The 25,527-nt window shown below is 62.9% G+C and carries 24 protein-coding genes; 3 read left to right on the top strand and 21 right to left on the bottom strand.

Going from position 1 to position 25,527, the window contains the following annotated elements; genetic code table 11:
* Positions 1-13 precede the first annotated feature (13 nt).
* The 3 genes from IF189_RS10370 to IF189_RS10360 all read left to right on the top strand — a co-directional run bounded on the left by IF189_RS10370 (position 14) and on the right by IF189_RS10360 (position 2,226).
* Complete coding sequence (locus tag IF189_RS10370) at positions 14-1,465, top strand: curlin (protein WP_134826194.1); 1,452 nt, start codon at positions 14-16, stop codon at positions 1,463-1,465.
* Positions 1,466-1,733: 268 nt separating this feature from the next.
* Positions 1,734-1,940, top strand: coding sequence for an antitoxin (locus IF189_RS10365; protein ID WP_085613439.1), 207 nt, complete (start codon positions 1,734-1,736; stop codon positions 1,938-1,940).
* Positions 1,930-2,226, top strand: a complete 297-nt coding sequence (locus IF189_RS10360) for a type II toxin-antitoxin system RelE/ParE family toxin (RefSeq protein ID WP_192553225.1) — start codon at positions 1,930-1,932, stop codon at positions 2,224-2,226. Before IF189_RS10365 ends, IF189_RS10360 begins: the two co-directional genes overlap by 11 nt.
* Positions 2,227-2,410: 184 nt before the next feature.
* On the opposite strand, the gene IF189_RS10355 is transcribed toward IF189_RS10360, so the two are convergent.
* The 21 genes from IF189_RS10355 to mnxG form a co-directional block, all read right to left on the bottom strand.
* A complete protein-coding gene (locus IF189_RS10355) occupies positions 2,411-2,638 on the bottom strand; it encodes an antitoxin (RefSeq protein ID WP_192553224.1) in 228 nt (75 codons plus the stop codon).
* 74 nt (positions 2,639-2,712) lie between these two features.
* Positions 2,713-3,093, bottom strand: coding sequence for a DUF6124 family protein (locus tag IF189_RS10350; protein WP_192553223.1), 381 nt, complete (start codon positions 3,091-3,093; stop codon positions 2,713-2,715).
* Positions 3,094-4,133: 1,040 nt separating this feature from the next.
* Positions 4,134-4,994, bottom strand: a complete 861-nt coding sequence (locus IF189_RS10345; protein ID WP_192553222.1) for a CsgG/HfaB family protein — start codon at positions 4,992-4,994, stop codon at positions 4,134-4,136.
* Between the two features lie 29 nt (positions 4,995-5,023).
* Positions 5,024-5,455, bottom strand: coding sequence for a curli assembly protein CsgF (locus tag IF189_RS10340; protein ID WP_134826179.1), 432 nt, complete (start codon positions 5,453-5,455; stop codon positions 5,024-5,026).
* Entirely contained in the window at positions 5,452-5,844 is a 393-nt protein-coding gene (gene csgE, locus IF189_RS10335; RefSeq protein WP_134826178.1) for a curli production assembly/transport protein CsgE, read from the bottom strand. The genes IF189_RS10340 and csgE overlap by 4 nt, the downstream gene beginning before the upstream one ends.
* Positions 5,841-6,392 (bottom strand): type II secretion system protein, encoded by a 552-nt coding sequence (locus IF189_RS10330; protein ID WP_134826177.1) that lies wholly within the window; start codon positions 6,390-6,392, stop codon positions 5,841-5,843. The genes csgE and IF189_RS10330 overlap by 4 nt, the downstream gene beginning before the upstream one ends.
* Entirely contained in the window at positions 6,367-6,741 is a 375-nt protein-coding gene (locus IF189_RS10325; RefSeq protein ID WP_085712077.1) for a type II secretion system protein, read from the bottom strand. The genes IF189_RS10330 and IF189_RS10325 overlap by 26 nt, the downstream gene beginning before the upstream one ends.
* A gap of 5 nt (positions 6,742-6,746) precedes the next feature.
* On the bottom strand, positions 6,747-7,220 hold the full coding sequence (locus IF189_RS10320; protein WP_119427956.1) for a type II secretion system protein: 474 nt from the start codon (positions 7,218-7,220) through the stop codon (positions 6,747-6,749).
* A gap of 2 nt (positions 7,221-7,222) precedes the next feature.
* A complete protein-coding gene (locus tag IF189_RS10315; protein WP_134826176.1) occupies positions 7,223-9,070 on the bottom strand; it encodes a secretin N-terminal domain-containing protein in 1,848 nt (615 codons plus the stop codon).
* Positions 9,067-9,585, bottom strand: coding sequence for a hypothetical protein (locus tag IF189_RS10310; RefSeq protein ID WP_134826175.1), 519 nt, complete (start codon positions 9,583-9,585; stop codon positions 9,067-9,069). Before IF189_RS10310 ends, IF189_RS10315 begins: the two co-directional genes overlap by 4 nt.
* On the bottom strand, positions 9,585-10,133 hold the full coding sequence (locus IF189_RS10305; protein WP_134826174.1) for a GspMb/PilO family protein: 549 nt from the start codon (positions 10,131-10,133) through the stop codon (positions 9,585-9,587). Before IF189_RS10305 ends, IF189_RS10310 begins: the two co-directional genes overlap by 1 nt.
* Positions 10,120-10,665 (bottom strand): PilN domain-containing protein, encoded by a 546-nt coding sequence (locus IF189_RS10300; RefSeq protein WP_192553221.1) that lies wholly within the window; start codon positions 10,663-10,665, stop codon positions 10,120-10,122. The genes IF189_RS10305 and IF189_RS10300 overlap by 14 nt, the downstream gene beginning before the upstream one ends.
* Position 10,666: 1 nt before the next feature.
* Positions 10,667-11,470: a hypothetical protein gene (locus IF189_RS10295; RefSeq protein WP_192553220.1), complete on the bottom strand. Its 804-nt coding sequence runs from the start codon at positions 11,468-11,470 to the stop codon at positions 10,667-10,669.
* Positions 11,451-13,157 carry a GspE/PulE family protein gene (locus IF189_RS10290; RefSeq protein ID WP_134826171.1) on the bottom strand — a complete coding sequence of 569 codons (1,707 nt, stop codon included), beginning with the start codon at positions 13,155-13,157 and terminating at the stop codon, positions 11,451-11,453. The genes IF189_RS10295 and IF189_RS10290 overlap by 20 nt, the downstream gene beginning before the upstream one ends.
* An 83-nt stretch (positions 13,158-13,240) precedes the next feature.
* Entirely contained in the window at positions 13,241-13,774 is a 534-nt protein-coding gene (locus IF189_RS10285; RefSeq protein WP_085712069.1) for a response regulator, read from the bottom strand.
* Between the two features lie 235 nt (positions 13,775-14,009).
* A complete protein-coding gene (locus IF189_RS10280; RefSeq protein WP_192553219.1) occupies positions 14,010-14,771 on the bottom strand; it encodes a SurA N-terminal domain-containing protein in 762 nt (253 codons plus the stop codon).
* 15 nt (positions 14,772-14,786) lie between these two features.
* The gene (locus tag IF189_RS10275; RefSeq protein ID WP_192553218.1) at positions 14,787-16,337 is read right to left on the bottom strand and encodes an ABC transporter substrate-binding protein; all 1,551 of its coding nucleotides are present in this window, start codon (positions 16,335-16,337) and stop codon (positions 14,787-14,789) included.
* Positions 16,338-16,346: 9 nt separating this feature from the next.
* Complete coding sequence (locus IF189_RS10270; RefSeq protein WP_134826168.1) at positions 16,347-16,967, bottom strand: SCO family protein; 621 nt, start codon at positions 16,965-16,967, stop codon at positions 16,347-16,349.
* Positions 16,964-17,614 carry an SCO family protein gene (locus IF189_RS10265; RefSeq protein ID WP_134826167.1) on the bottom strand — a complete coding sequence of 217 codons (651 nt, stop codon included), beginning with the start codon at positions 17,612-17,614 and terminating at the stop codon, positions 16,964-16,966. Before IF189_RS10265 ends, IF189_RS10270 begins: the two co-directional genes overlap by 4 nt.
* A 13-nt stretch (positions 17,615-17,627) precedes the next feature.
* Positions 17,628-19,535: a YncE family protein gene (locus IF189_RS10260; RefSeq protein WP_192553217.1), complete on the bottom strand. Its 1,908-nt coding sequence runs from the start codon at positions 19,533-19,535 to the stop codon at positions 17,628-17,630.
* 33 nt (positions 19,536-19,568) lie between these two features.
* Complete coding sequence (gene mnxG / locus IF189_RS10255; protein WP_192553216.1) at positions 19,569-25,388, bottom strand: manganese-oxidizing multicopper oxidase MnxG; 5,820 nt, start codon at positions 25,386-25,388, stop codon at positions 19,569-19,571.
* Positions 25,389-25,527 lie beyond the last annotated feature (139 nt).

The raw sequence follows: 25,527 nt of genomic DNA, 5'->3' as shown, positions 1-25,527 counted from the left end.
CGGAGAGTTCATCATGTTCAAACTGACGCCCCTCACCGCCGCCATCCTGGTCATGATCAGTGCCCAGGCCATGGCCGACGACAGCCTGTCCACCCAGAGCCAGGTCGGTACTGCCAACATCGCCGATGTGAAGCAGACCCAGGCCCCGTTCAGCAGCGCCACCCAGACCCAACTGGGCCAGGGCAACGACGCCGCCGCCGTGCAAGACACCGCCAGCAGCGTCATCACCCAGGACGCGGTCGGCGACTACAACGCCGCCTATGCCGAACAACTTTACGAAGACAACGGCACCATCACCCAGCAACAGACCGGCGCCTTCAACACCACCCACGCCAGCCAGTCGCTGGGCTTTGGCGCCCCCAACACCGCCCTGCAACAGCAGCAAGGCACCGGCAACTTCTCGTTCGTCTACCAGGACTCGCAGAACGGCAGCGAAGGCAAGACCTTCCAGTTCGGCGACAGCAACGAAGCCAACATCGAGCAACTGTACGAAGGCAGCGGCAACAGCTCGGTGATCACCCAATACGGCACCGCCAACTACGGCACCGCCGAACAGGTCACTCACAACGGCGGGCAGATCGGCATCAACCAGGCCGGCGAAAACAACTACGCCTACGGCGACCAGCGCAACGGCACCGGCGGCAACATCACCATCAACCAGTTCGGCAACCTCAACGGCACCGAAATCTGGCAGGACTCGCAACTGGCCAGCCAGGCCACCGTCAACCAGTACGGCGACAGCAACGAAACCGTGGTCGACCAGAGCTATGGCGAAAACAACACCGCCGCCGTCACCCAGGTCGGCAACACCAACGCCATCTATGCCGACCAGTTCGAATCGGTCAACTCGGCGCTGGCGCTGTATCAAGTCGGCAACGGCAACGTGCACTACACCTACCAGAGCGGCGACGGTCACACGCTCAACGCCACGTCCGTGGGCAACGACAACAAGGTCTACGCCAGCAACTGGAAAGGCCCGCAACACGGCGGCCAGTTCGGCAGCAACCAGCGCGCCACCGTCAATCAGGCCGGCAACGGCAACATCGCCAGCTTCACCCAGGACGGCGTCGGCCACACCATGACCACCCACCAGACCGGGACCGGCAACAAGACCACGGTCAGCCAGGCCGATTCCTACAACGAGCTGTACTTCGACCAGAACGGCAGCGACAACATCCTGATCTCCGATCAACGCGGCACCACCAACCTGGCCCAGGGCACCTCGAACGGCTCGGGCAACAGCACCGAATTCGACCAGTCCGGCACCGGCAACCAGGCGTACACCGCGCAGCTGTATGGCAGTGACAACATGATCACGGTCAAGCAGGCTGACACCATGAACGTGGCGTACGTGACCCAGGGCGGGACGGGGAACATTGCCAATGTGGATCAGAGCGGAATGACGCAGACGGCGAATATTCAGCAGTTCGGGTCGGCTAACCAGGCGACGGTTTTGCAGCAGTAAGGGTTGGGTGTTGGAAAACCGCGATCTTGAGGGTCGCGGTTTTTTTTGCGCTGACGCTTGAGTGGCGTCCTACGGAAAACGGAACGTTTTCCGAAATTCGGGGACTTTTCTGACGAATTCTGGCGGTTGGCCGTCGGAAGTGCAGGCTCTAGGATTTGCCGGGACAACTTGATCCCCACGGAGCTTGGCCAACATGCAATTCATCCAGACAGCGACGACAGCAATACCGTTACCGAATAGACTTCCTGGCACCAAACCCGGAGGTTCCATGATCGACCCGTCTTTGATCGACCCACTGTGCCCGGTTGTTTCGGATCTTGGTCCCGAGGAGCAGGCTGCGAGTTATGACCGTTGGTTGATCGCCAAAATACAAGCTTCCATGAATGACCCACGCCCGAGCATTCCTAATGACCAGGTGATGGCCGAAATGCATGCCCTGATGGAAGCAAAGCGTAAAAAATACGATGCAGGTTGAGTGGCAGCCCGAAGCTCGGGCTGAACTCCTGCACATTCTTGACTACATCAGTGACCGTAATTTCAAAGCGGCTAACAAGCTCTCAAACGCTATCGAAGCCGCCACGGTTACCCTTACCAAACATCCACACCTCTATCGAGTGGGGCGAACTCCCGGCACTCGTGAGATGGTCGTACATCCCAACTACCTGCTCATTTACCAAGCGGTGGGCCGGATAAATATTCTGGGCGTTGTGCACGCACGTCAGGAATATCCGTCATGTGGCGCTCGGTCACAGAATGAATGACCCCACTGAAGCAAAAAATGCGCTCCCTTTTGGGGGCGTTTTTTTTCGCTGGTGCTTGAGTCATTGATCGTTCCAACGTCGAACCGACTCAGTGGGAAATGCCTCGAGGGACGCGCCGCGTTCCAGCTCGCGAATTTGACGCAGAGCGCCCGGGGCTGCATTCCCACGCAGAGCGTGGGAACGATCAATCTAGTGCTGCGGTGCAGTTCTTGTTCGACGCCTCAAGTGCCTCGTACTTGCGTTGTGCCTCTTCCATCAATGCCTGCATTTCAGCCATCACTTGCTCATGCGGGATATTTGGACGCGGGTCATCGATTGACGCTTGGACTTCGGCACGGAACCAGCGGTCGTAGCTGGCGGCCTGCTCTTCGCTTTCGAAGTCTGAAACGACTGTGGAGATCAGGGAATCCATGGTGACTCCAATTTGAATGTGAAAAACGCGACCCCATTGCCGGGTCGCGTTTTTTTATTGGGGACGGTGCTTGATCAGTCCTTCAGCTCGACGTGATCCAAAGCCTGATTTACGGCCAGCTCACTCAGCATGAGGATCTGTGCGATACCCAGCGCGGTCTTGCGGTGGCCGGGGTCGAGGGCGGCGGCGAAGTTGTTGAGCATTTCGCTGGCGGAGCCCAGGGACTCGCAGGCGTTGGCGAGCAGGGATTCGGTGTTGTAGGCCGGGTTGGCGAGGTACATCGGGGCGGGTTCGTTGACGCTGCCCATGATGTGGGCGCCGGGGCAAAGGTAATGATCGAGGGCGCGCTCGGCGGCTTCGTGGAGTTTTCTAGATTGGGTGGAGGTGTATGGGGAGGTTGGGTCGGTTTCGAGGTTGGCTTCGTTTTCGGGTGGGTTTGGTGTTGGTTTGAACATAGTGAATCTCCGATCCTGAAATGAAGCTGGCCCATTCGGTTTCCGAACGAATGGGTGGCAGCTGTACGCAGGCTGGAAACCCGGGGAACGGAGAACCCGGTTGACCCGAAGGTCTCCCGCGCACAGCCGCCATAACGGAGTGCACACTTTTCAAGGTGCGCAAGCATACGTTATGAAAAGCGCTTGTGCGCTCGGTTCTAGTCGGGGTTTCCAATCCCGATCGCTGAATTGGCAGCGACCGAAACAGGCTAGAGCCCGCGCTTCCGACGGACAACCTGAAAACCTTGTGGGAAGGTTCGGTGTATTCAGACACGTTTTTAAACAGACTTTAGGACGCAGGCCCTCACCCCAGCCCTCTCCCGGGGGGAGAGGGAGCCGACCGAGTTGTTCATTCGAGTTACATCGACCTGAACCATCGAGTTGAACTCAAGCTTTCAAAACAAAAAAATCAAAACCAAACCCATCTACACATTTTCGCACCCTCACCAAACCAAACCAAACCAAACCAAACCAAACAATGAAACCCAGCCTTGCACCCTCACCAAACCAAACAATGAGCGTTAGCTCGAGTACCGCTTTTGATCTTCGGGCGACGTCGGAAGGCTGAGTGGAGGGATTCATCCGGGGTGGGCGCGAAGCGACCGTTTGGCGAAGCCAAACACATCGAGAGGAGGTGCAGCGAAGCAAACCGTAGGCGATGCCCCCCGGATGAATCCCGGAGCGAAGGAACCCCGAGCTTTAGCGAGCGGGCCGGACGTAGGAGCAAGCGTTTTTGGTTACTTTTTAGGCGTTTGTAAAAAGTGACCCGCCGTAAGGGCGGAACCCTAGGTGGTCGTTACCGCAGAAATGGATATGTACCCAGCCAGAAAGCCCCCCATCGACTGACCGGGCGCCATCGCTGGCAAGCCAGCTCCCACAAGGTTCCGGGTACATTCGCAATAACGCCCGCGTCTGAAAAATAGCCATCGCCAGCAGGCTGGCTCCCACAATTTGAACCGGATACATCAGCCAGAACCTGGTCGGCCCAAAGGCCGCCAAGTTCACTCAGCCTCAGGATCAACTTTGTTCTGGGTGAGATACCGATTCAAAGTCTCATCCCCCGCAGGCGAAGAATTATCCCCCGCGACCTGCCACAACCGCCGCTCAATCCCCTGCGCCAGCAAATGCCCCACCGCCGCCTCGATAGCCGACAACACACAAAGCTGAGCCGGCTCATTGGTCGTGTACCCAGCCTCCGCCTCGAGCAACTTCTTGAACTCGATAAACTTGAACACCCCGGCACTGCGCGCCACCGAATAAATCGTCTTGCTGGTCATCACATTCGCCAGCACCTGCCCGCTGCGCACATCCACCGCGCGCAAGTTGACGGTCACCTGATCCACCCGGTACTCCCGGGACAGATCGATCCCCAGATACCGCGCCCCTTCCCCGCCGCTGCGCACGTTGGTGTCATAAGCGATGATCCCGCCCTCAAGCATCATGTTCGCCGCCTGCAACGGCGGCAGCTCGGCCTGGATGTTCACCGGCGTATTAGGCTTCTTCTGCGACGCACGAATGATCTTGCGTTCAGTCAGCAGGTTCTGCAGCCCTTCCCGCTCCAGCACCACAAACCAGCCGCTGGCCTGCAAGGCGTCCATCAACATCGACGCCGCGCCCTGGGTGACGCTGGTGGAAAACGAGCTGGCCGGCGTCGGTTTGTACTGCCCGGTCTGGTCACGGAAGCCGTACACCACCGCCATCAGCCGGCCCTTGGGTCGCGGCATTTTCAGCAAGTCGTAATAGGTCGAGGCCCTGGGGGTCAGGGTCGGAGTGTCGGTGTCCTGCTCGGCCGGCATCGGCTCGCGCAGACCACACCCTTGTAATGCCGCCAACATCAGCCCTAGCGCTATTATTTTTTTCATGTCCTGCACTCCCCGAAACCGTCATCCCGTCATGGGTTGAGGCCGTTCACCTGAATTTCCGAAACCTGCCCGCTCGCTCGGTCAGTCACTTCAATGGTCAGTGCCCCCGAGTCGTCGACCACGTTGACGATGAAGGCATCGGTGGACAGGCTCCCCGTGTTGCCGGTGGAGATGTTGTCCAGCAGTTGCCCCAGCAGCCGCGACTGCAATTGACTGGTGAAGCGTTCAAGGGCCGAGGTGCCGGCCACCGTCGAACGTTTCTTCAAATCGGGATCGTCGAAATCGTTTTGCGCCTGGGCGTTGTTGAGCAGCCAGGTGCCGTTGAGCGGGTTGCCGCCGAACGACGGGTTGACCGGCGTGTACACCAGTTCGGTGGCCTGGACGGCGGCAGCGCCGGCGAGCCCGATCAACAACCCCGGGATCCACAATCCGCAGTGCCGTGAGAACGTTGTCGTGTTCATAGTTCGTCCTTCTCAAGGTCGGTGGTGTCCTGCAACAAGGCTTCCAGCTTGCGCCGGACGACCTCCAGTCGAACCGAGTCGGCGGCCTCGTAGGCCTCGTCCTTCAGTTCTACGGTGTTCGGCGGCAGGAAGCGCCGATACACCAGGCGTTGCTGATATTCCACGGTCACAAGGCTCCCCCAGCGCGCGTCGGGGCGCTCGCGCACCACCAGGTTGAAATCCATCGGGCTGGTGTCGCGCAGGCGTTCGCTGAACGAGTAGTAAAAGTCGTGGCCGATGTGCGAGATCGTGTCGTCGACGATGAAGCCCATCATTTCGTCTTCCTCGCCGGCGCACGCGCAGCACGCCACCAACGACAAGATCAACGCGCACCACCACTGGCGGCTCATGGCTGCAACGCCTGTGGCAGCGCCGACTGGCCTTTGACCGGGGACCCGTTGCCAGGGCCGGTGCCATCGAGAAAGGCTTTCTCGGCCACGAACTGCCAGTCCGAATAACGCTGCATGCCTTCGAAATCCGACCATTGCGACGGGAAGTCCGCCTGCTTCAACGGCACCTCGGTGGACGGGCTGTTGATGCCAGTGATACGTCCATCGAAGCCCCGTTGCAGCGCCCATTCACCGCCGCCAATCGGGTCCGGATAGAGCTGGCGCAGGTGGTGCCGGGGCTCAGGAAAACGTTCGTCCTGCAGCAGGTCGGCCAGGTCTTTCGGGTACTGCGCCAACCCCGGCGAACTGCGGTAGTAGCTGCGCAGCGCCTGGGCGTATTGAGTGCCGACCCACAGCAATTGCTTCTCGCGATCGCGGCGCGACACCGTCGACCACAACTCGCCGGCACTGGCCAGGCCCATGCCCATGATCACGATCAGGAACAGCACGCCCAGGTAGGTGAACCCGCCCTGCTCCGCGTGCTTACCACTCGGAATACTGGCTGCCATCACGCGCCCTCCCGGTAGCACCGCTCTTGATGTCGGCCACGCCACCCGCCACGCCGTCCGGCGGCGCAATCAGCACCCACTGGTCTTTGCGCTCGGTGATCGGGTCCAGCGGCGCGTTGCGCAGGTAGCGCAGCTCCACCAGTTGCTCGATGGAGTCGGGATAGCGCCCGGTGTCGCCGTAGTAGTGATCCAGTGCCTCGCGCATGGCCGACAGGCTCTGGCGCAGGGTGGTTTCCTTCGACGCTTCCAGGCTGTTGAAGTAGCGCGGCAGTGCGATGGTCATCAGGGTCGCGATGATCGCCATCACCACCATCAGTTCGAGCAAGGTAAAACCCTTTTGCCGGCCCATGAGAGTCACCACTCGCGGTAAGCGATGCCGTTGAGGCCACGGCCCCTGGCGTGGGAGTAGACGTCGAACACGTCCTCGCCATCGCGCGGGTTCTGGGCCGAACTGTCGTAGGCCCGCAGGCCCCAACCGCCGTTGTCGTCACGCTTGGCCGGCACCAGCGGGTCGTGGGGTATCCGGCGCAGAAAGTAGAACTTGGCACCCTTGGCACTGCGCACGTCGCGCACGCCTTCGACCAGCACCTTGAGGTTCGGCGGATAACCACTGCTGTTCAGCGACTTCTCGATGTAGCCGGCATCGAAGGCCCGCTTGTAGGCGTCGATGCCATCGCGGATCTGATACAGCGCGGTGCGCAGTTCCTGCTCCTTGCCACGCCGCACCAGGGTCTCGGTCAGCGGCGCGGCCATGCCGGCCAGCAGGCCGATCAGGGCCAGCGTCACCACGACTTCGATCAAGGTAAAACCGCGCTGGGAGGCGTTCATGATCAAGGCTTCTCGACAGTAACGTGAGTCGTTGCCACAGCGGCCTCACCGATGGCACGAGGTTGCGCGGCAGGCGTTGGCATCGCGTAGTTCTGCGAGCGATCCGGCGCCTGGATGTGCATGCTGGTTTCGGTGCCGGTGGGGAACTCCATGTCCGACGGGCTCTGGTACGGCAGGTTGCGCACGATCCGTGGGGTGATCGACAGCACCAGTTCCGACTTGCTGACGTCGTCGCGGTTGCTGCCGAACAAGCGGCCCAGACCGGGAATGTCGCCCAGCCCGGGAATCTTGTTGCCGGTGCTGCCATGGTCGTTGCGCACCAGCCCGGCGAGGATCTGGGTTTCACCATCGTGCAGACGCAACGTGGTCTGGGCGTTGCGCGTGTCGACCTGAACCGGAATGGTGCCCTGGCGGGTCGGCTCCAGCGACGTGGCGTTGCTGACTTCCAGCGCCACCTTGATCGCCACTTCGTTGTTCAGGTGCACGGTCGGCTGCACTTCCAGCTTCAGACCGACATCGAGATAGGTCACGCTTTCAGTGATCACCGGGCCTTGGGTCGACGGCACCGAAGTGGCACTGATGATCGGCACGCGCTGACCGATGTGAATGCGCGCCTGTTCACGGTTGCTGACGCGGATCACCGGACTGGCCAGGGTGTTGATGTCCTTGTCGGCGGCGTTGATCTTGGCCTGGGGCGCCGGCGAAATGGAGATACGGCTGGAGTTGATGCCCTTCAGTTGATCAAGCACTGACGCCGGCTGACCGTTGCTGTTGAGCACGCCGAAGGTGTTCGGCCACTGCAGCCCGAGGTCGAGAATGCGCTGGCGGGCGACCTCCATCACTTCCACTTCCAGCACCACTTCGGGGTTGGACTGGTCCTGGGATTGCAGGAGTTTTTCCGCCATGCGAATCGCGTCTTCGGTGTCGCGCATGGTCAGGGTGTTCAGGCGTTCGTCGACGAACACGTCGCGGGTCTTGAGCATGGTCTTGATCATGTTCAGCGCGGTGTTGGCGTCGATGCTGGTCAGGTAGAAGGTGCGCATCACCAGCTCTTGATAATCCTTGAGCTTCTGCGGCGAGTCCGGGTAGATCAGCAAAGTGTTTTCGTTCACCACTTTCTGGTGCAACTGGTTCTGTTGCAGCAGCAAGGCCACCGCATCTTCGATACGCACGTCACGCACGAAGATCGTGGCTTTCATGTCCGGGCGCAGGTCCTTGTCGAAGATGAAATTCAACCCGGCGACCTGGGACAGCACTTCGAAAATGGTCTTGAGATTGGCGTCGCGAAACTCCAGGGTCACCGGACGATCGAGCCGGGTGCGCAGCTGCGGGTACTGGACTACGTTGCGGCTCTGCACCAGACGAATGTTGCCTTGCAGCTCGGCGGCGCCTTCGTTGGTCGGGTCGAGTTCGAGGATCTGCTTGACCTGACGGTCGGCGCCGTAGATGTCGCCCCGGCGCAGGTCGCCTCGGGCCAGTTCAAGCTTCTCGTCCATGCTGCGCAGGTAGTCGATCTGACGCAGTGCATCCTGGGCGCGGCGGTTGTTCGGCTCGATGGTCAGCACCCGGGCGTAGGCAATGCGCGCCGAGGCAAAATCCCGCCGCGAACGGTCGGTGTCCGCCGCCGTCAGCAAGGCCGTGATGGCCTTGGCACGGCCCTGATTGAGCGCCAGATGCAGCTCGGTATCCCGTGGATTTTCCCGCAGGCCTTCTTCGATCCGGGCCAGGCCCGCCTCGTACTGACCCTGTTCGATCAGGTCGGCGGCCTCTTTGTTGGCGACCTGCGCGGAGCTGCACGCGGCCAGCCCGGCAACCAAGCCGAGGCTCATCAGCAAACGGGATCTGTTCATTGCGTACTCCCCACAGACAAGGTCTGCGACAAATGCAGAGGCAGGTAGACCAGGCTCAGTTCCGCGTCGGAAATCGCCGCGATCTTCCAGGTGTCGTCGATCACATCCCCGTTGCGCACGACGTAGATTTTTTCGCCGTCCTGCAAAAACACCTGCAGGTCGCTGCGGTCATGCAGACGGCCGACGAACTGGAATGGCACCGGTGGCAGGCTCGGGGCTTGCACCACCGGGGTCAGGTTGACGGGTTGTTCGGTGACGCTGGCCAGGGTCGGCGCGGCCTTCCAGGACTTGGCGGCGAACAGGTCGCCGGCCGGGCTCAGGTCCTTGATCGGCGCTGCGCCAGCCTTGGCATTGCTGGCCGGCAAGGCGCCACGGGCGGTGGCTTTGGTCGGGGTAGAGACGGCGACATCAGTGGCGTCCGCGTCGTCGCTCGGCGAAAAATATTCGGGCAACCAGGCCAGTGCCGCCGCCACGCCGAAGAACGCCACCCACCCTGTTACGCGCTTGGTGTTCATCACGACCTCGACAGGTAAAGGGTCATACGGATCCGGCCGCTGAGGTCGGTGTCGGCGATCTTCTTGCGTTGAAACTCGACGTCTTCCACCACCACCGCCGGCAACTGGCCGAGCAAGGCGTGCAGGAAGCGCCGCAGTTGCGGGTAGCTGCCGCGCACTGGCAGCAGGATCTGATAACGCGCCAGATGAGTCTTGGGATCGACGCCGAGGGCATATTCGCCGCGCGCCAGGGTGATGTGCTCCTGCGCGGCTAGGGCGTAGATGCGGTCGATAGCGACGGTGGCTTGCGGCTGGGCCGGCAGCTTGTTGCGAAAATCATCGAGTTGACGTTGCGGCACCACCGGCGGGGCGATGCTGCCATCCTCGACCTTGGCCAGATACTCGGTAGCTTCCTGGGTCTGCTGGCTGAGCTGTTGGAGCGACTGCCAGCCCGGCAGCAAACCACCAAGCGCCCAGGCGACGCTGATCAGCAGCAGCGCCGACCCGGCCAGGCCTGGAACGCCAAGGCCCTGCAGGTATTCGTGGACGATCAGTCTAGGGATTCGCATCGCCCATCTCCCAGGTTGCCGACAGGTTGAACTGCACCGGTTGCTCCGGCGATTTGACGACGATTTCGTGGCTCAGCAGCGACACGTCGGACAGCTCGTCGCTGGCCTCCAGGCGCTTGTGGAAATCCAGCATCGCTTGCAGGTCCCGCGCCTCGGCGCTGATCCGCACCTGGCCCTTGCGGGCATCCGGGGTCAGGGTCAGCAACGCGATGTCGTCGCGCGGCATGGCTTCGAGCATGGCGAACAGGCGTTCCCAGGGGCGGCGCAACTGCTGCGAGACCTTGCGCATTTCGGCGAGGTTCTGCGCCTGCTCGCGGGTTTCCGCCGGGCTCAATGTTGTTTTGGCGCCGCTGTCGCCGGTGAGCTGGCGCCGGGTGTGTTGCAAGTGACCTTGCTGCTGTTCGGCCTGATTGCCGAGGTGCTGCTGCACGCCGAAGCACACCAGCGCAAGGAACACACCGCCGCCGAGCAGGCTCCAGCCCAACGGGCCGGAACGCGGACGGGGCTGGAAGTCGAGGTTCAGGGCGCGCATCTCAGGCCACCGCCCGGGACATGACGTACAAGGCGTCTCGCACGGTCATCGAGTCGTCTTCGAGGGTGCGCAGGTGCACCCCCGCTACATCCGGTTGTGCATCGAGGCGCGCCGGGGCATGCAGGTAAACGTTGAACGCGCGTTCACTGGTGGAGGCTTGCAGTTGCCGTTCGCGACCGATCAAGGCACTCAGTGCCGAGTCACTGTCGCTGCCGCCCACCGATCGCACCGACGCCCAGCGCCCTTCCCTTGCCAGCAGCAACACGCTGCGTTGCGGCTCGGCGACCACGAACAGGAAGTCGCCAGCGTCGAGGCTTTTGTCGAAGCGGTTGAAGGCGCTCATCAGGTACGGCTGCACCGAGCGCAGACGCAGGCTGCGACCGCTGACCAGGGTGCGCAGACGTTCGAGCAGATCCTGCGGCAAGGCGCTGGCGATCCGGTCGTGACCAGCCGGCTCGGCGGACAACACCAGACTCCAGGGTTGGGTCGGTACACCGAACAGGTCTTCGAAGCACAGTTGGGCAAAACCGCGCAGTTCTTCAGGGCTGCTGATCTGCTCGCTCCACGGCACCAGGCAGAAACGGCTGAAATGCCCCGAGATCACCACGCTCAACTCCGAACCTGCGCGGGAGTGTTCGCCGAGCAACCGGTCGAGGGTATCCAGTGCCACCGCGTAGCTGTGGAAGCCTTCGTCGATGTAGCCGACGCTGCCCAGCCACAGGGTGTCGCTGCCCCGGCGCTGGCCGAGGCCGACACCGCTGGCGCCGAGCACGGCGACAAATTGATCACGCGATAAAAGTGACACGATTGATCTCCTCCAGCGTGGTCCGACCGTGCTCCACCAGTTCCAGCGCCGATTCGCGCAACAGGCGCAAACCACGGGAACAGGCCAGGGCCTTGATTCGGGTGATGGGTTGACGCTCGACGATCATCTGCCGCAGTTCGTCGTCCAGGTGCAGCAGTTCGGCAATCGCGGTACGCCCGCGATAACCACTGCCCCGGCAGTGGCCGCAGCCCTTGCCGTGGACGAAGTGGTAGTGGCCGACCTTGAGCGGGTCGAGGCCGGAAGTGCGCAGTTCTTCATCGCTCGGGGTGGCCGGTGCGCTGCAGTGGCTGCACACCAGGCGGATCAGGCGCTGGGCGAGAATCGCGTTGAGCGCCGAGACCAGGCTGTAGGGGTCGATTTCCATTTGAGTGAAACGACCGATCACGTCGAACACGTTGTTGGCGTGAATGGTGGTGAAGACGAGGTGCCCGGTGAGCGCCGATTGCACGGCGATCTGCGCGGTGTCCGGGTCGCGGATCTCGCCGACCATGATCTTGTCCGGGTCGTGGCGCAGGATCGAACGCAGACCACGGGCGAAGGTCAGGCCTTTTTTCTCGTTGACCGGAATTTGCAGCACGCCCGGCAACTGATATTCCACCGGGTCTTCGATGGTGATGATCTTGTCCACGCCGTGGTTGATCTCGGTGATCATCGCGTACAGCGTGGTGGTCTTGCCGCTGCCGGTGGGGCCGGTCACCAGCACCATGCCGTAGGGTTCGGCGGCCAGACGCCGCAGCTGGCGCAGGGTTTCGTCTTCAAAGCCGAGCGCCTGCAGCTGCACGCCGCAGACCTTGTCAGCCAGGTCCTGTTTGTCCAGTACCCGCAGCACCGCGTCTTCGCCGAAGATGCTCGGCATGATCGACACCCGGAAGTCGATCTGCCGGCCACTGATGCCGATCTTGAAGCGACCGTCCTGGGGCACGCGTTTTTCGCCGATATCCAGTTCGGCCATGACCTTCACCCGCGAGATCACCTGCTCGGCGAACTCGCTGCCCTGGATCTTGCTGATGTTGTTGAGCACGCCGTCGATCCGGTACTTGATCACCAGACCATTGCCGGTGGTGCCGAGGTGGATGTCGCTGGCGTGCATTTTCAGCGCGTCGTAGAGGGTCGAGTTGACCAGTTTCACCACTACGCTCGAGTCTTCGCTGATGCTGGTCAGCGACAGGCTTTGCAGGGTGTCGACCTCGCTGCCGGCGTCGGCCTGGGCGTTGAGCGATTCGACGGCGTGGAAGCTTTCTTCATGGCGGGCCAGATAGGCCTTGAGGTCGTCGGCGTGCACCAGATAGAGCGGCGCGCCGTGCAGGCATTCGTCGATCCAGGCCAGGCGTGCGGTGTCGAAGGGGTCGGCGAACACGCCGATGACTTCGTCGTTGTGCCGCAGCAGGATGAATTCACGTTTGAGGCATTGCGCGAGGGTGACCCGGTCGAACACCGGGGTCGCTTGGAACAGGGTGTCGGTGTCGAGCACCGGGTAATGCAGAGTGGCGCCGAGGCTGGCAATGAACGGCATCGGCGCCAGTTCGCAAAGGACATTGAGGGCGTCGAGTACCCGTTCCCCGCAAGTGCCGGCCCGCGCCCGGGCCTGGGCCAGTTGTTCACTGGAGAAGCGTGTCGGGGCACACGCAGGCTGCAACGCATCGACGACAACGGACAGACGTTCCATGGCTTGCTCTCCAACACCCGGGGCTTGAGGCCCTGACGGCGCGGGAGGCGAGTTCGGCGAGTGCCGGAACGTCTATCGCGCCATTACTCCCCGGTGAGCATTTGATCGTCGTCCGGTGCCATGACCTCCGACCGGTTTCGTCGGCGGTCCGCCAGCACCCAACTGCCATCGTACAACTGCAACGGGAAGCTCTCGGTCCTGCTCTGGCGTCGTTCGACGAAGCCTTCGGATTGGCTCGCACCGGGTTTCGCTTCGCGCTGGATCCCCAGAAGGTCGCAGACAGCTCGGGCCAGTTCCGCCAAGGGAAACGGTTTGAACAGGATGTGACTGACCCCCAGTTGCCGCGCCCGCTCACAGACTTCAGCGGTCGGGTGACCCGTTATCAGCACGAAATGGCACGTCCTGTTCTGGCGGACCGCGTCGAGCACCTCGAACCCTTCCATATCGGGCAAGCGGTAATCGAACACCAGCACGTCGGGAGCGAAGGTCTCGGCCTGGCCGATTCCGTCTGCGCCGTCATGTGCAATCCGGACGTCCAGCCCTTGCGCCGACAGATAATCCTGAAGGTTCTGTGCAAGCAGCAGTTCGTCTTCGACAACCAGTACTTTGTTAACCAAGGTGAACTCCTTGCAGCTACAAATCCGGCCTCTTCACATCAACTGCCCGAACCTGCTGGAGTGCGCCTCACAAGAGGTAACGCACACTTCATGCCAGGCCGAGTGCCGGTAAATTTTGGTCTTCATGTCCTTGAATTTGATGACAATGCCCGCTCGTCCCGGTACCCCGTTCCCCAGAAACGGGGAAGCACCTGAATGGGCATCGAAGCCATTCCCCACTATTGGGGGGGAACCTTCAATCGTCGTCAATTCGTTCGATCCTGTTCTGCGCCCGCAATTGCGCGAGCACCTGGCGACGAGCCAGGGCCTGTTGCTGTCGGGCACGCTGTACCCGGACTGTTGCAAGCCCCTGCACCTCTGGGACATCGGCTGCCTCCAAGTGGTTCGGCAAATAAATCAAATGCCAGCCGAATGGCGAGCGAACAGCATCGCTGGCGAACGTTGCGCCCTCGACCACGGAGGCGCGCATCTGCATCAAGCGTAGACGCGCCGCTGCGTCTGTGGCGGCATCTGCACCCGGTGCCACCCGAACCAGCAGATGCCGAGCCTGCAAGGTGTTGGCGCGGATCAACGTGGCGAACATCTGCTGCGCCGCCAGTTCGCGACGGGTGTACTCGCTGAACGAGGCCTCGTCGAACCCCGCGTCCTGCAAGCGCCGCAAGAAGTTATCGCGGCCGCCGATAGCCACGCGAATCTGCTCGACCTGTTGCTGCACTGCCTGATCGTCAATTTTCAAGCCACGTTTTTGCGCCTCCTGCCACAGCAGCTCCTTGTCGATCAGCGTGTCCAGCGCGGCCTGACGCAGCTGTTTATAGGCCTTGGGACTGCGGATGCTCGCGACGGCGCGGCCCCGGTCTTCCAGGTATTCGGCGAAAAACCGTTCCAGACGAAACTCGGAAATTACCTCGCCATTGACCCGCGCCGCCACCGGCTCCGTACTGGCGAACGCCATCGGCAACCAGCACGCCAGCAGCCACAACACGCTTATGAGCTTCATGATCAAGGCCTCCGTTCAGGGGCTCGCGAGAATCGGTTTGTAGGGCGCGACCAGATAGAAACGCTGATCGGGCAAATCCACGGTGACCACATGCGCCCCGCTCAAGCCCGATCGTCGTCCGGGGCCGAAGCTGAGGCGCGGGGTCAGACCCGTGTCGAAGTCGTGCAGGCCTTCGAGAGCCGTCACCATTTTTTCGCGGCTGGCGTCGCGCCCGGCCTGCTTCATGGCTTCACTGAACAGCAGCATCGAGGCGTAGGCGCCGACTTGCAGCACCGCATGCTGCGCGCCAAGGCCCTGATGTTCACGCAGCAGGGTCAGGGCCATGCGCCCGGCCTGGGTCCAGTCGCTGGGCACAAAGGGATAGGCCAGAAACACGCGCCGGGAAAAGCCCTCGGGCACTTGCAGCAGGTCGCCCGCCACCTGGCCCGACGTCGCGAACAGATACGGCACTTGCCCGGCATGCTGCAGCCCCGCCGCCAGTTGACTGAAACCGCTGCCGCTGCCCAGGTAGAACACTGAGCGCGAGCCCAGCGGCAAGCTGTCCGCCGCCGGGTCGTAGGCCTGCAACCGGACCTTTTTCCAGCCGTGATCCTGCAAGTATTGCCCCAGCGCCTGTGCGGCCTGCACCTGAGCCGGGTCGTCGGGATAGGCGATCAGCGTCGGTCCTTGCAGCACTTTCAGGCTGGCGGCGGCGTAATCGGCCAGGGCGATCAACTGCTCGCGCAATCCCGGCAGCGGTTCGAAAATCTGCGCACTGGCCTGCACCGAGCCCATCAAGGACAACGGCCCGATCAGGGGCAGACCGGCCTGCTCCAGACGCGGTGCCAATTCGTTGTCCAGCGCCGGAGCCAACGGAGCAATGAGCGCAAAGACCTTTTCCTCGTCGATCAGCCGTTGCAGGGCCAGCTCAGCACTGATGCGGTCCGGGCCGGGATCGACCACGGTCAGGCGCAACTGTCGGCCATGAATGCCACCGGCCTGATTGATCCGCGCCACGCTGCCGTTGAGCACAGCCGCGACGGTGGCGCCCTCCTCGGCCAGCGGTCCCTGGCTCGGCAGCAAGGTGCCCAGGTGCAAGGTCTGGTCATCGAGCCCCGGATCGCGATCATCAGCCAGGCGTTTGAGATAAGCGGTGAGGTTGCGCTGATCCTTCATCGACAGCAGAAAGCGCGGCATGCTCGGGTCGAGCCGATTGTTGCCGGGGTCACGCCCCTCCTGAATCACCCGCACCAGACTGCTGTCGTTGTACGCCGGGTAGCTACGCCCGTTGACCCGCTGCTGACCGTGAATGCTGGTCAGCCGCGACCAGTTCAGCTCCGGCGGCCGTACCCCGCCTTCAGGCCGGCCGAGGCCGTCGGCGCCGTGGCAGTTGGCGCACGGCAGACTCGTGGCCGGCAGCAACACGTCCGCTGCACCGACCCGCGCCATGATCGCCTCGCCGCTGGCCGACAGGCCTTCGCGATACAGGCGCTTGCCGGCGCTTTCTTCATCGGTCAGCGGCAACGCAGCCGCGCCGAGGCTGGCGCCAGCGAGCAGGATCAGGGCGAAGACGCGGCGCAGGCTCATGGCGCGGACTCAGCGGCCGGCCACGGGCATTGTCAGCAGTTGCAAGCGCTGGGCAATAGCAGCCGCCGGGGCGTCGGGACGGATCTTGCTCCAGCGTTTGTTGGCGACATCGCCGACGATCAACTGGGTCGAATGCTGCTCCGGCGTCGGCACGATCTGGCCGATGCGACCGAGCACCAGATCCATCTGCGCCTTGTCGCCGGTAAGGAAAAGCCAGTGAGGATCATCGGCACCCTGCTTCAAGGTGTAAGCCTTGAGCACCGCCGGCGTGTCGCGCAGCGGATCACTGGTAAGGGAAATGAAAGTGACGCCGTCGGCCTTGTCGCCCAGCAGCGCGCGGACTTCCTTGAGCTTACGGGTAATCAACGGGCAGGCATCGTTGCAGCTGGTGAAGATCACGTTGAGCAGCACCACGCGGTTTTGCAGGGCGTCGCTGTAGAAGCGTTGAGTATTGCCGTGCTGATCCAGCAACGGCGTGTCGGTGAACCAGGTCTTTGCGTCGTGGGTGCCTTTGGCCGGCGCGGCGGCAACCGGTGCCGGAGCCTCGGGTACATGGCCTTCGTGGGCAAACGCCACGTTGCCGAGAATCAGGAAACAGATTGTCAGAGAGATCCAGTCGAGCATTCTCATGGCTGTTGCTCCATGGCAATCGCGGTGTGTCTGGCGTGGGTGCGCAGGCCGCTGAGTTTTTCCACTTCCTTGGCCAGCAGCGCCGGGTCGGTGAAGCCGTAGTAGCGCATCCAGTGGCGGCTGTTGCCGTCACCGACGAGGATCAACGGCTGGTGGTTCTTGAAGTCGCCGCTAAAACTGCCGAGGCCCTTTAGGGTGGCGTTGATAGACTGCGGCGAACCGGTCAGCCAGCTCCAGCCCGGCCCGCGCTGGAAAGAGCGGGCGTAATCCTGCAGGCGTTTCGGGTCGTCGCGCTGCGGGTCGATACTGATCGACACCAGTTGCACTTCGCCGCCGACCCGCGAACCCAGCTGTTTCTGCACCTTGCCCATGATCGACGAGACCACCGGGCAAACCGTGGTGCAACTGGTGTAGATGAAGCTCATGACGACGATTTTGTTGTGCACCAGATCCTGTTCCAGGTGCACGGTCTTGCCGTTCTGATCGAGCAGCGGCACGTCGATGAATTTGACCTGAGTGTGTTCCTGCGTGCTGGCGGCCGGTGCCTTGTGCCCCGCGTGTTCGTCCGCCGAATGGGCCTGGGCCTGATGAATGCCGGCGACCAACAGACACAAGGCCAGCAGGCCGGATGATGCGAATCGGTTCATGGCGTTGTCCTCGTCACTGAGTCTGGCCGGGCAACACCCGGACACTGGCAAATGTCTTGTCATCGAAACCGGCGCCCAGCGATGCCGCGCGCACATGCAGGTACCAGGCGCCGCTGCGGTCGAGGGTCAGCGGGGCTTCGTACACACCGTCGGCGACTTCCAGCGCCGCCACTTCTCGGGGCCGGGATGTGGGTGCGAGGAAGTAGCGCAACTGCACGTCTTTCACGCCTGTGCGCTGCACCTTCTGTTTGCCTTGGACGATGCGGAACCGCACCACGTACGGGTCGTTGAGCGCCACGACAGTCTTGCCCGGCACGAACTCGACTTGCGGCGGGCCGACGTGTTTTTCAGCCGCGCCGTCGGATTCCACCTGGGCGCTGAAGCAATGAATGATGTTCGGCTGATTGAGCAGGAACGCCACGTCGAAACGCCCCGCCGCCGGCAGTTTCACCCGGGCGCTGTACAGCCCCGGCGATACCTCGCGCAGGCTGCGGTCGACGACCATGGCCGCACGCGCCACCTGCCCCCGATTGGGGTAACCGGACATCGGCGCGTTCATGCCTTCGGCGTAGAAATAGGTGGTGTTGTCCACCGGGTTGACCACGAACACCGCGTTGTCGTCCCGCGAAACGGCGAGGCTCGATGCCAGCGGCAGATCCCCGGCCAGCCGTGGCGGTTGCGGACCGGCTTCGAAGCCTTGAGTAATCGGCTGACGCCCTTCGCCAAGCGACGCCAGATTGATCATCGTGACCTTCGGCGACGCCAGCCCGCGCACGTAGGCGTAGGCCTTGGTGAACACCACTTGCCAGGGTTCGGCCGAGACGTCCAGATCATGGATCGCTGAATCGTTGGCCGCATCGATGACCGTGGCGCGGTTCTCCATCGTGTTCAACACCACGCCGAAGCGACCATCAGCGCTGAAGCCCATTGGCCCGAGGCCCTGTTTCAGCCTGATTACCCGCCGCACGGCACGGCTGTTGGCGTCGATCACGGTGACAGTGCCGTCCTTGCCATCGGCTACATACACCGCGCCGGACAGCGGCGAGTACGCCACCGACAACGGGCTGGAACCGGTTTTGACCTGTTGCAACAGGCTCAGACTGGCGATGTCGATGACGCTCAACGTACCGTCGTCGCGGTTGCTGACGAAGGCGAAGCGGCTGTCCTTGCTGAAGGCGATTTCGTGGTGGCCGCGACCGGTCGCCAGATGTTTGAGCGGTTTGAGGCTCTGGGTGTCAATCACCGTGACCCCGGACTCTTCAGCCTTGTTCGCGTTGTTGCCGACCCACAGCAGACGTTCGTCCGGTTGCAGCGCGACCCGTACCGGTTGGCTGCCGGCGGCCACCGAGTCGAGGACCTTGAATTGTTCGCTGTCGATCACCGCCACTGCGCCTGCTGCCGGCATCGACACAAACACCCGTTTATTGTCCCTGGGCGTGACCCAGTCCATCGGCGGTTGCTTGAGTTCGATCCGCGCCAGGGTACTGGTGATGCCGCCGACCGACACCGAAGGATCAATCACCGAAACGCTGGCATCGCGGTTCATCACCAGCAAAAAATAGCTGTTGAGATCGAGCAACGGCCGCGCGCCGATGTTGGATTTGAGGAACGTCCCGACCCGGGATTTGCAGCTTTTTTCCCGGCCCTGAGCCTGGTCGGCGGCAACGGTTTCCGGATCGATCCAGGCCCCCGGCGCCACCCCGGACAGCGGCTGGCCGGAGGCGCCATCGGTGACGCGGAACTGCACGTCGGCGAACTCGCCTTCACGCAATTTGCCGTCGCGGGCCAGCGGTTGCAGGTTGAACTTGATGGACACGCCATCACGGGTCAGCGTCTGCGCCAGGGCAAGCTCGCCGAGCGTGAGCAGCGCACCTGCGATGGTCAGCAGACACACGCCGATGATGTTGATGATCCTGTTCATGTCGCTCTCCCCTGCAAATCCATTCCCGTCCGGCTACTGAGCGGGCGGTGCCGGCTCGGCCTCATTGGTCACCCGCAGCAACCCCCACAACCCCGCCGTGTTGCCGAACGGGGCGTTGTCGCGGAACAGGTAGTCCCCCGCTATCGCATTGGCCCCGCCGGCGCTCGGCAACATGAAGCTGAAGTGCGCCGCCGGCAGCACGCTCTCGCGGGCGCCGATGTACATCGACATCGGGTTGTAGCCAAACTTCACCGAACCCACGCCGGGGGTGTTCATCGGGTAGCCGCCGACATCGCTCTTCTCCGACTGGAACGGATTGACCGACCACAGATGCCCGTCGAGCTGGAAGGTCGAGCCACGGCTGCCGCCGGTCGGCATCAGGATGTGGGTGCGGAACGGCTGACCCGGTCTGGCGTAGAACACCGGGGTCTGCGGATCGCCGCCGACCAGCGCATTGCTGTAGGCCATGTGCGCGTTCGGCACGTCGCCGTAGCCATGGCCGTCGGCGCGGCCGAACGGTGCATCCGGCGCGAGACCAAAGCGGTACCACAGCGGTTCGGCCTTGTAGTTGATGGCCATGCCGGCGTTGTCCTTCGGATCGTTCGGCACGCCCATGCCTTCGGAGGCGATGCCTTCCACTGGCCGGCCATTGGCCCAGCGCAGGTTCAGGGCGCGCTGCCAGACCATCGCAAAGTCGCGATAAGCCGTCTGCCCGGCCGCAGTCACCGTGGCGCTGACTTTGCGCACGTCATCCACCCAGGTCGCGCCGACTGGCAGGATGCTCATCGCCCCGCCCAAGCCTTTTTGCGGTTGCTTGATCACGTCCGCCGGGGTGAAGTTGAGGCCGCCGAACTCCACCGCCGTGGCGTTGATGTTGTCGACGCTGCGTCCCAGTTGGGTGACCGGTTTGCCTTCGCGCTCCAGGTGCCCGGCGTAGTACTGATAGGTACGGCTCGGGTAAGCACCGGTGCTGCCGACACGCGGCGGCACGGTCTGGATCGGGTTGGCACCGACGTTCACGCCATCGGATTTGGTGATGTCGTAGGCCAGCAGTTGCGCGTGCAGTCCGACGTGGCTGGACGGCCGCAGCAGGTTGTTGTTGAAGGTCGTCGAGCCGTCGCCACCGTTGCGATCACGTTTGACCAGGCCCTGCATGATTGCGGTCTGCGCCAGGTCGGGCATCACGCTCGGCAGGCGGTTTTCCAGGGTGATGTTGATGCAGTCGCCGGCAGCGGCGCGCAGCACCAGCGGCTCGACCGGAATGCCGGGTTTGAGCTTGCCGCTGGCCGGATCGAGATCCGCCTTGCGCACGTACAGGATCGCGGTCGGGTCATGGATCGGCCCGCTCTGACCGCCAACGGTGAGGGTCTCGCCATCCTCGGGGTCGGTCACTGTCACCTGCGGAATGCTCACCGACCGCGAGTTGAACACCAGCGTGCCGCCGACCGGATTCAACGGCCCGCCGACGTGCTGGCCAAGTCCGGCCGAATCGCCGATGGTCAGCCCCAGCGGGTTGCGCAGGATGTCGTTGGCCAGCGCCGCGACCACTTCATAGTTGCGCTGCACGGTGGGCCGGGTGCCGATGCCGTTGGGGTTGGCGCTGATCCGTGGGCAACTGCCTTCGAATGCCACGGTGTTGCGCATGCCAGTGGGTTTCGGGTTGTTCGGCAGCGCGAACAGGTCGTTGCGTTGCGCGGTGTAGTTGCGCATCACGCCCCAGATGCCGTTCCAGTAGCCTTCGATCGAGGCGTCCATCGAGTACAGATAATCCCCGGTGGTCGCCGCCGAACTCGACAGCATCGACACCGGCGCGATGAAGCCCATCTGCTCGGAGATCCCGACCATCTGCGAAGCGCGCCAGCCGGAGTTGGAACTGTTGCCGAACCCGGAACCGCTCTGCAGCCACTTCACGCCGTGCAGGGTGACGTTGTGCTCTTCTTCATGACCACCGGCATGCACCCGCAGCCGCACGTTGTCACCAGTGTAGGTGCGCAGCATCGGTGTGAACGGATCACCGGGTTCGGCGCCGCCCTTGTTGATGTGCGGCGGAAATTGCGTGGTGCCGCCGGTAGGCCCGTTGGCCGAGCTGATCTGGTTAGGTGCCAGGTTGAGCGCCGGGATCGCCCGGTCGGTGCGGCTCTGCATGGCGTACGCCAGGTCACCGCCGAGGCCGTCGGCCTGCATGCCGCGCTTGCCGTCCGGGCCGACCTTGTTCGGGTCGAACACCCGCAGGCCCAGCGGTTCGTTGCGGTAGTTGACGACGAACATGCCGGGGTCATCCACGGAAATCGCCTGCGGACACGGCCGGCTCGGGCAGCCCGGTTTGATCCCGCCGCGCGCCTCGACCACCGCTTCGAGCAGGTTGCCGGCGTTGTTGCGCACCGGCGGGTTGATCGCAAAGCGGAAGCTGTCGGCCGTGGCCGGGAACGCTTGCGCATTCGGGATGCCGTTCGGGCCGGCGCCCACATACACCCCGGCTTCATAGGCGTGCTGGAAGTCGCTGTACTCGAGGAAGAACTCGCGGAAGCTGTCGTTCAAACCGTCGCCGTCGAGGTCGCCGGTGTTGATCACCGCTTGCCACGACGTCGGCCCGCCGTCCTGCCGCGCGCCGCTGTACAGAGGCTCGCCGGTTTCGGCGTGGAACCAGGTGGAACCGGCCGGTTCAGCCAGCACCGTGGCGTAGAGGCCGATCTGTTGGTGCGTCGAAGGGCCGAGGTGGTCGTGGGTGAAGATCGTGCCGAGGCCGCGATCCACGCCTTTGCTGTTGATCACCGGGTCGACGAACCAGCGCTGCATCGCCGTGCGCGCCCCCATCCAGTCACTGCGACCGTACTGGCCGAAGAACGGATGCGCCTTGGCTTTCGGGCAGGCCGGAGTGCCGTCGCGCGGGTCGGTGCCGGCGCACTGGTTGAACTCGCGAATGGCGTGCACGCGCTCCTGCACGGCGCCGGGAGAAAGCACGCCGTCCTCGTAGTTCCAGCCGTTGGAGGAACCGTCGGCCGCCGTCAGGTCCCACTTCGGCAAATGAATGTGCTGGCCGATTACGTCGGTCGGGGTGCGCACCTGATAGTCGTCCATCTCGTAGACGGCCGGCACCAGGTTGGTTTGCTGGTATTGCACGCAATCGAAGGTGTTCATGCGCATCACCAGCGGCTCTGGCGGACGCTGCTTGGTGATCACCGGCCAGGCGTCTTCCCAGAGCGCCAGAATCCGGGCTTGCGGGAAGTGATAACCGACCTTGTTGTACACCGCGTCGAACTGGATGTTGGCCGCTTTGTAGACCCGTGGTCGGTCGGCGGTGAAGGCCGAGGCGCCGACGAAGGACATGCCATCGATACGCTCGCCGCTGTTGAATTCGCCGCTGCCGGCGCTGCTGGTCAGGCGCTTTTGCCGGTCGTCCATGCACGGTTCGTAGTACGGCGCGCCGGCAATCGGCAGAGCGCCATTGGTGCGGAAGGCCTTGGCCACAATTTGATTACCGGGCAGCAAGGCAAAGCTTGGGTGATCCTTTTTCGCGTGGAAGGCCATGGCAGCCTGTTCGACTTCGGTGCCTTCCTCGGGCAGATAGATCGGTTTGGCGCGGGTGACTTCCTTGGAGAAATCCAGCGACGTGGTCACGGTGTGCGCTTCGCCGCCGGCGGATTTGCCGTCCAGTGCATGACGCGGCAACCCCCCGTCCCAGCCGCCGGATTGCAACGGATCAAGGTTGGCCCACAGCGCCTTGCCACTGGCTTTGAGCGTTTGCGCGGTAGCGGCGTCGAGCATGTCCAGCGGTGGTGTCGGCGGACGTTGCCCGACCGAACTTTCCATGCCGCCGATCCAGAACGGATAACCGGGGTTTTTCAGGCTGCCGTCAGCGTTGCGGTTGGCTTCGCTGCGATCCACCAGGGCTAGAGAACCAACAGCCTGAGCGCCAGCGTTGCCGCCGTGGTGATCATCGTCGCCCTCTTCTTCCTCATCGTCGTCATCGTTGCCGGCGACCAGGGTTTCGCCGATTTTCGGCACCACGACAACCTTGCCCGGCATCGGCGCCATGGCTTTGCCCGGCAGCGGCACGATGGCGGGGATTGGCGTGCCGGCAATGATTTCGCCATCGGGCAAGGCGCGGGCACCGGCGGCGGGTTTACCACTGCGCAGCGCATAGGGTTCGCTGTGGAAACCATCGGCACCCTGCTGGGAAACCTCCAGTTGGGTGCCTTCTTCAAACACATCGTGCACCCGCCACATGGCCCACATGCCCTGGGCGAAGTGCGGATAGAAGTGGCAATGGTAAATCGCATCGCCGGCCACGCGGTTGCGGTTGCCCGAGCCGCCATTGGCGATTTCATAGGTGTAACCGGCGCCCGGCCCGATGCCCTGAGCGTCGACGTAATCGGAGTTGTCGTCGTTGGGGTTGAACAGCCACTGGTGGCCGTGCAAGTGGAAGATGTGGTGCTCGTAACCATTATGGGTGTTGCGGAATTTGACGAAGTCACCGATGTAGCTGTGAGCGACGTTCGACGGCTCCGACGGATACAGGGCCATCGTCGCTTTGACGCCGACCTGATCGGCGCGCGGGGTCTGGCCGGGGGCGATGTTCTCAAGCCCGGTGTTGGCCGGCACATCCACCAGCATCGCCACGTCGCCGACGGTGTGCGAGCTGAGGAAAAATTCTTCGTAGGCGCAGGACAGGCAATCGTGCATCGGCCCCACGCCCAGACGGTTGGCAATCACTTCGGCGCCCATGCCACCAGCGCCGTAGTTGATCATGAAGGAATCGCGGGTCGGCTCCAGCACATGGCCCATCACCGGGTCGGCGAAGTACGCCGGGAACGCCTGGGTGACGGCGGTTTCATCCTGGAACTGCGCGGCGAAATCGCGGAACGGTTCGAGCCGGTTGGGCAGAGCCGGGTTGCGTTTGCCCACCGATTCCAGCGGATAGGTGATCGGCGGAAAGCTGCCGTCGGGGTTGCTGCCCATGACAATGGCGTCGCTTTCGCTGGAGATGATTTCGCTGCCGTCGACCATGCTGATGATCGGCGAGCCGGCCTTGCCTTCGCGCAGCCACGGCTCGCGCTGCGGATAGCGGGCCTGGTAATCGACGATGGGGTGTCCGGCGGGAGTACGGCCAGTGCTGGCCAGGCGCATTTCTTCTTCGGTGAGGGTGTTGCGGTAAGTGCGGCCGCCCTTGGGCACGACCACCACCTGGGCAAACAGGCCATTGGCATTGTTGCCGGCCGCGCCCTCCCCGCCGAACGTCGCGCCACGGCTGCTGACATCGAACGCCCCTTCGCGCTCGGCGTACAACAGATAGGAACGGCTGGCACCGGGCGCAACCAGACTGTTGGCGTTGCGCCCGGTGAACGAGGCGATGTCATCGATGCTGTTCACTGCTTGCAGGCCGTTGACCTGGAAACCGACATGCCGGTCGGCGACTTGCTCGTCGGCCTTGAAGGCTTCGCCGACGTTGGCGTTTTCCGCTTCGCCCTCGGGCTCGGCGTGATGATGGGGGTTGGCCTGATACGCCAGAAGATTCTGCAAATTGATGGTCAGACAATCTCCCGCTGCCACGCGCAGCACCAGCGGCCGTGGACGCTTGTCCGGGCGCAGCGACACTTTGCCCGGCACTGCCGAACCGCCCTGGGCCAGTGACCGGTCATGGTCATCGACCACATCGCGGCGCAAGGCGAACATCATGCCGTTGACGTTCTGCGCGCCGAGGCGGTTGAACATCAGCGGCTGATCGAAGGCCACGACGTTGGCCACCAGATTGCGTTCGCAGCGCACGGTGGCGCTGGCCAGTTCGACGCTGAGCATCGAGGCCAGCAACAGCAGCCAGTTCAACAGGGACGGTGCGTGGTGAATGCCAACCATGATCGGAAACCTCGTAGTGGGTGCTCACAGGGAATGATTCTCGACAAACCCGCTGGAGCAATCCGCATGCCACAAAAAATCATGTTTCTGTTCAATCAGTTACAGAAATCATTTGAGAGTCCGGGGGATATTCCCCACC

This window comes from Pseudomonas sp. IzPS59, from assembly GCF_014863505.1.
In the GTDB taxonomy this organism is placed as follows: domain Bacteria; phylum Pseudomonadota; class Gammaproteobacteria; order Pseudomonadales; family Pseudomonadaceae; genus Aquipseudomonas; species Aquipseudomonas kribbensis.
This window is presented reverse-complemented; position numbering and strand designations above follow the sequence as displayed.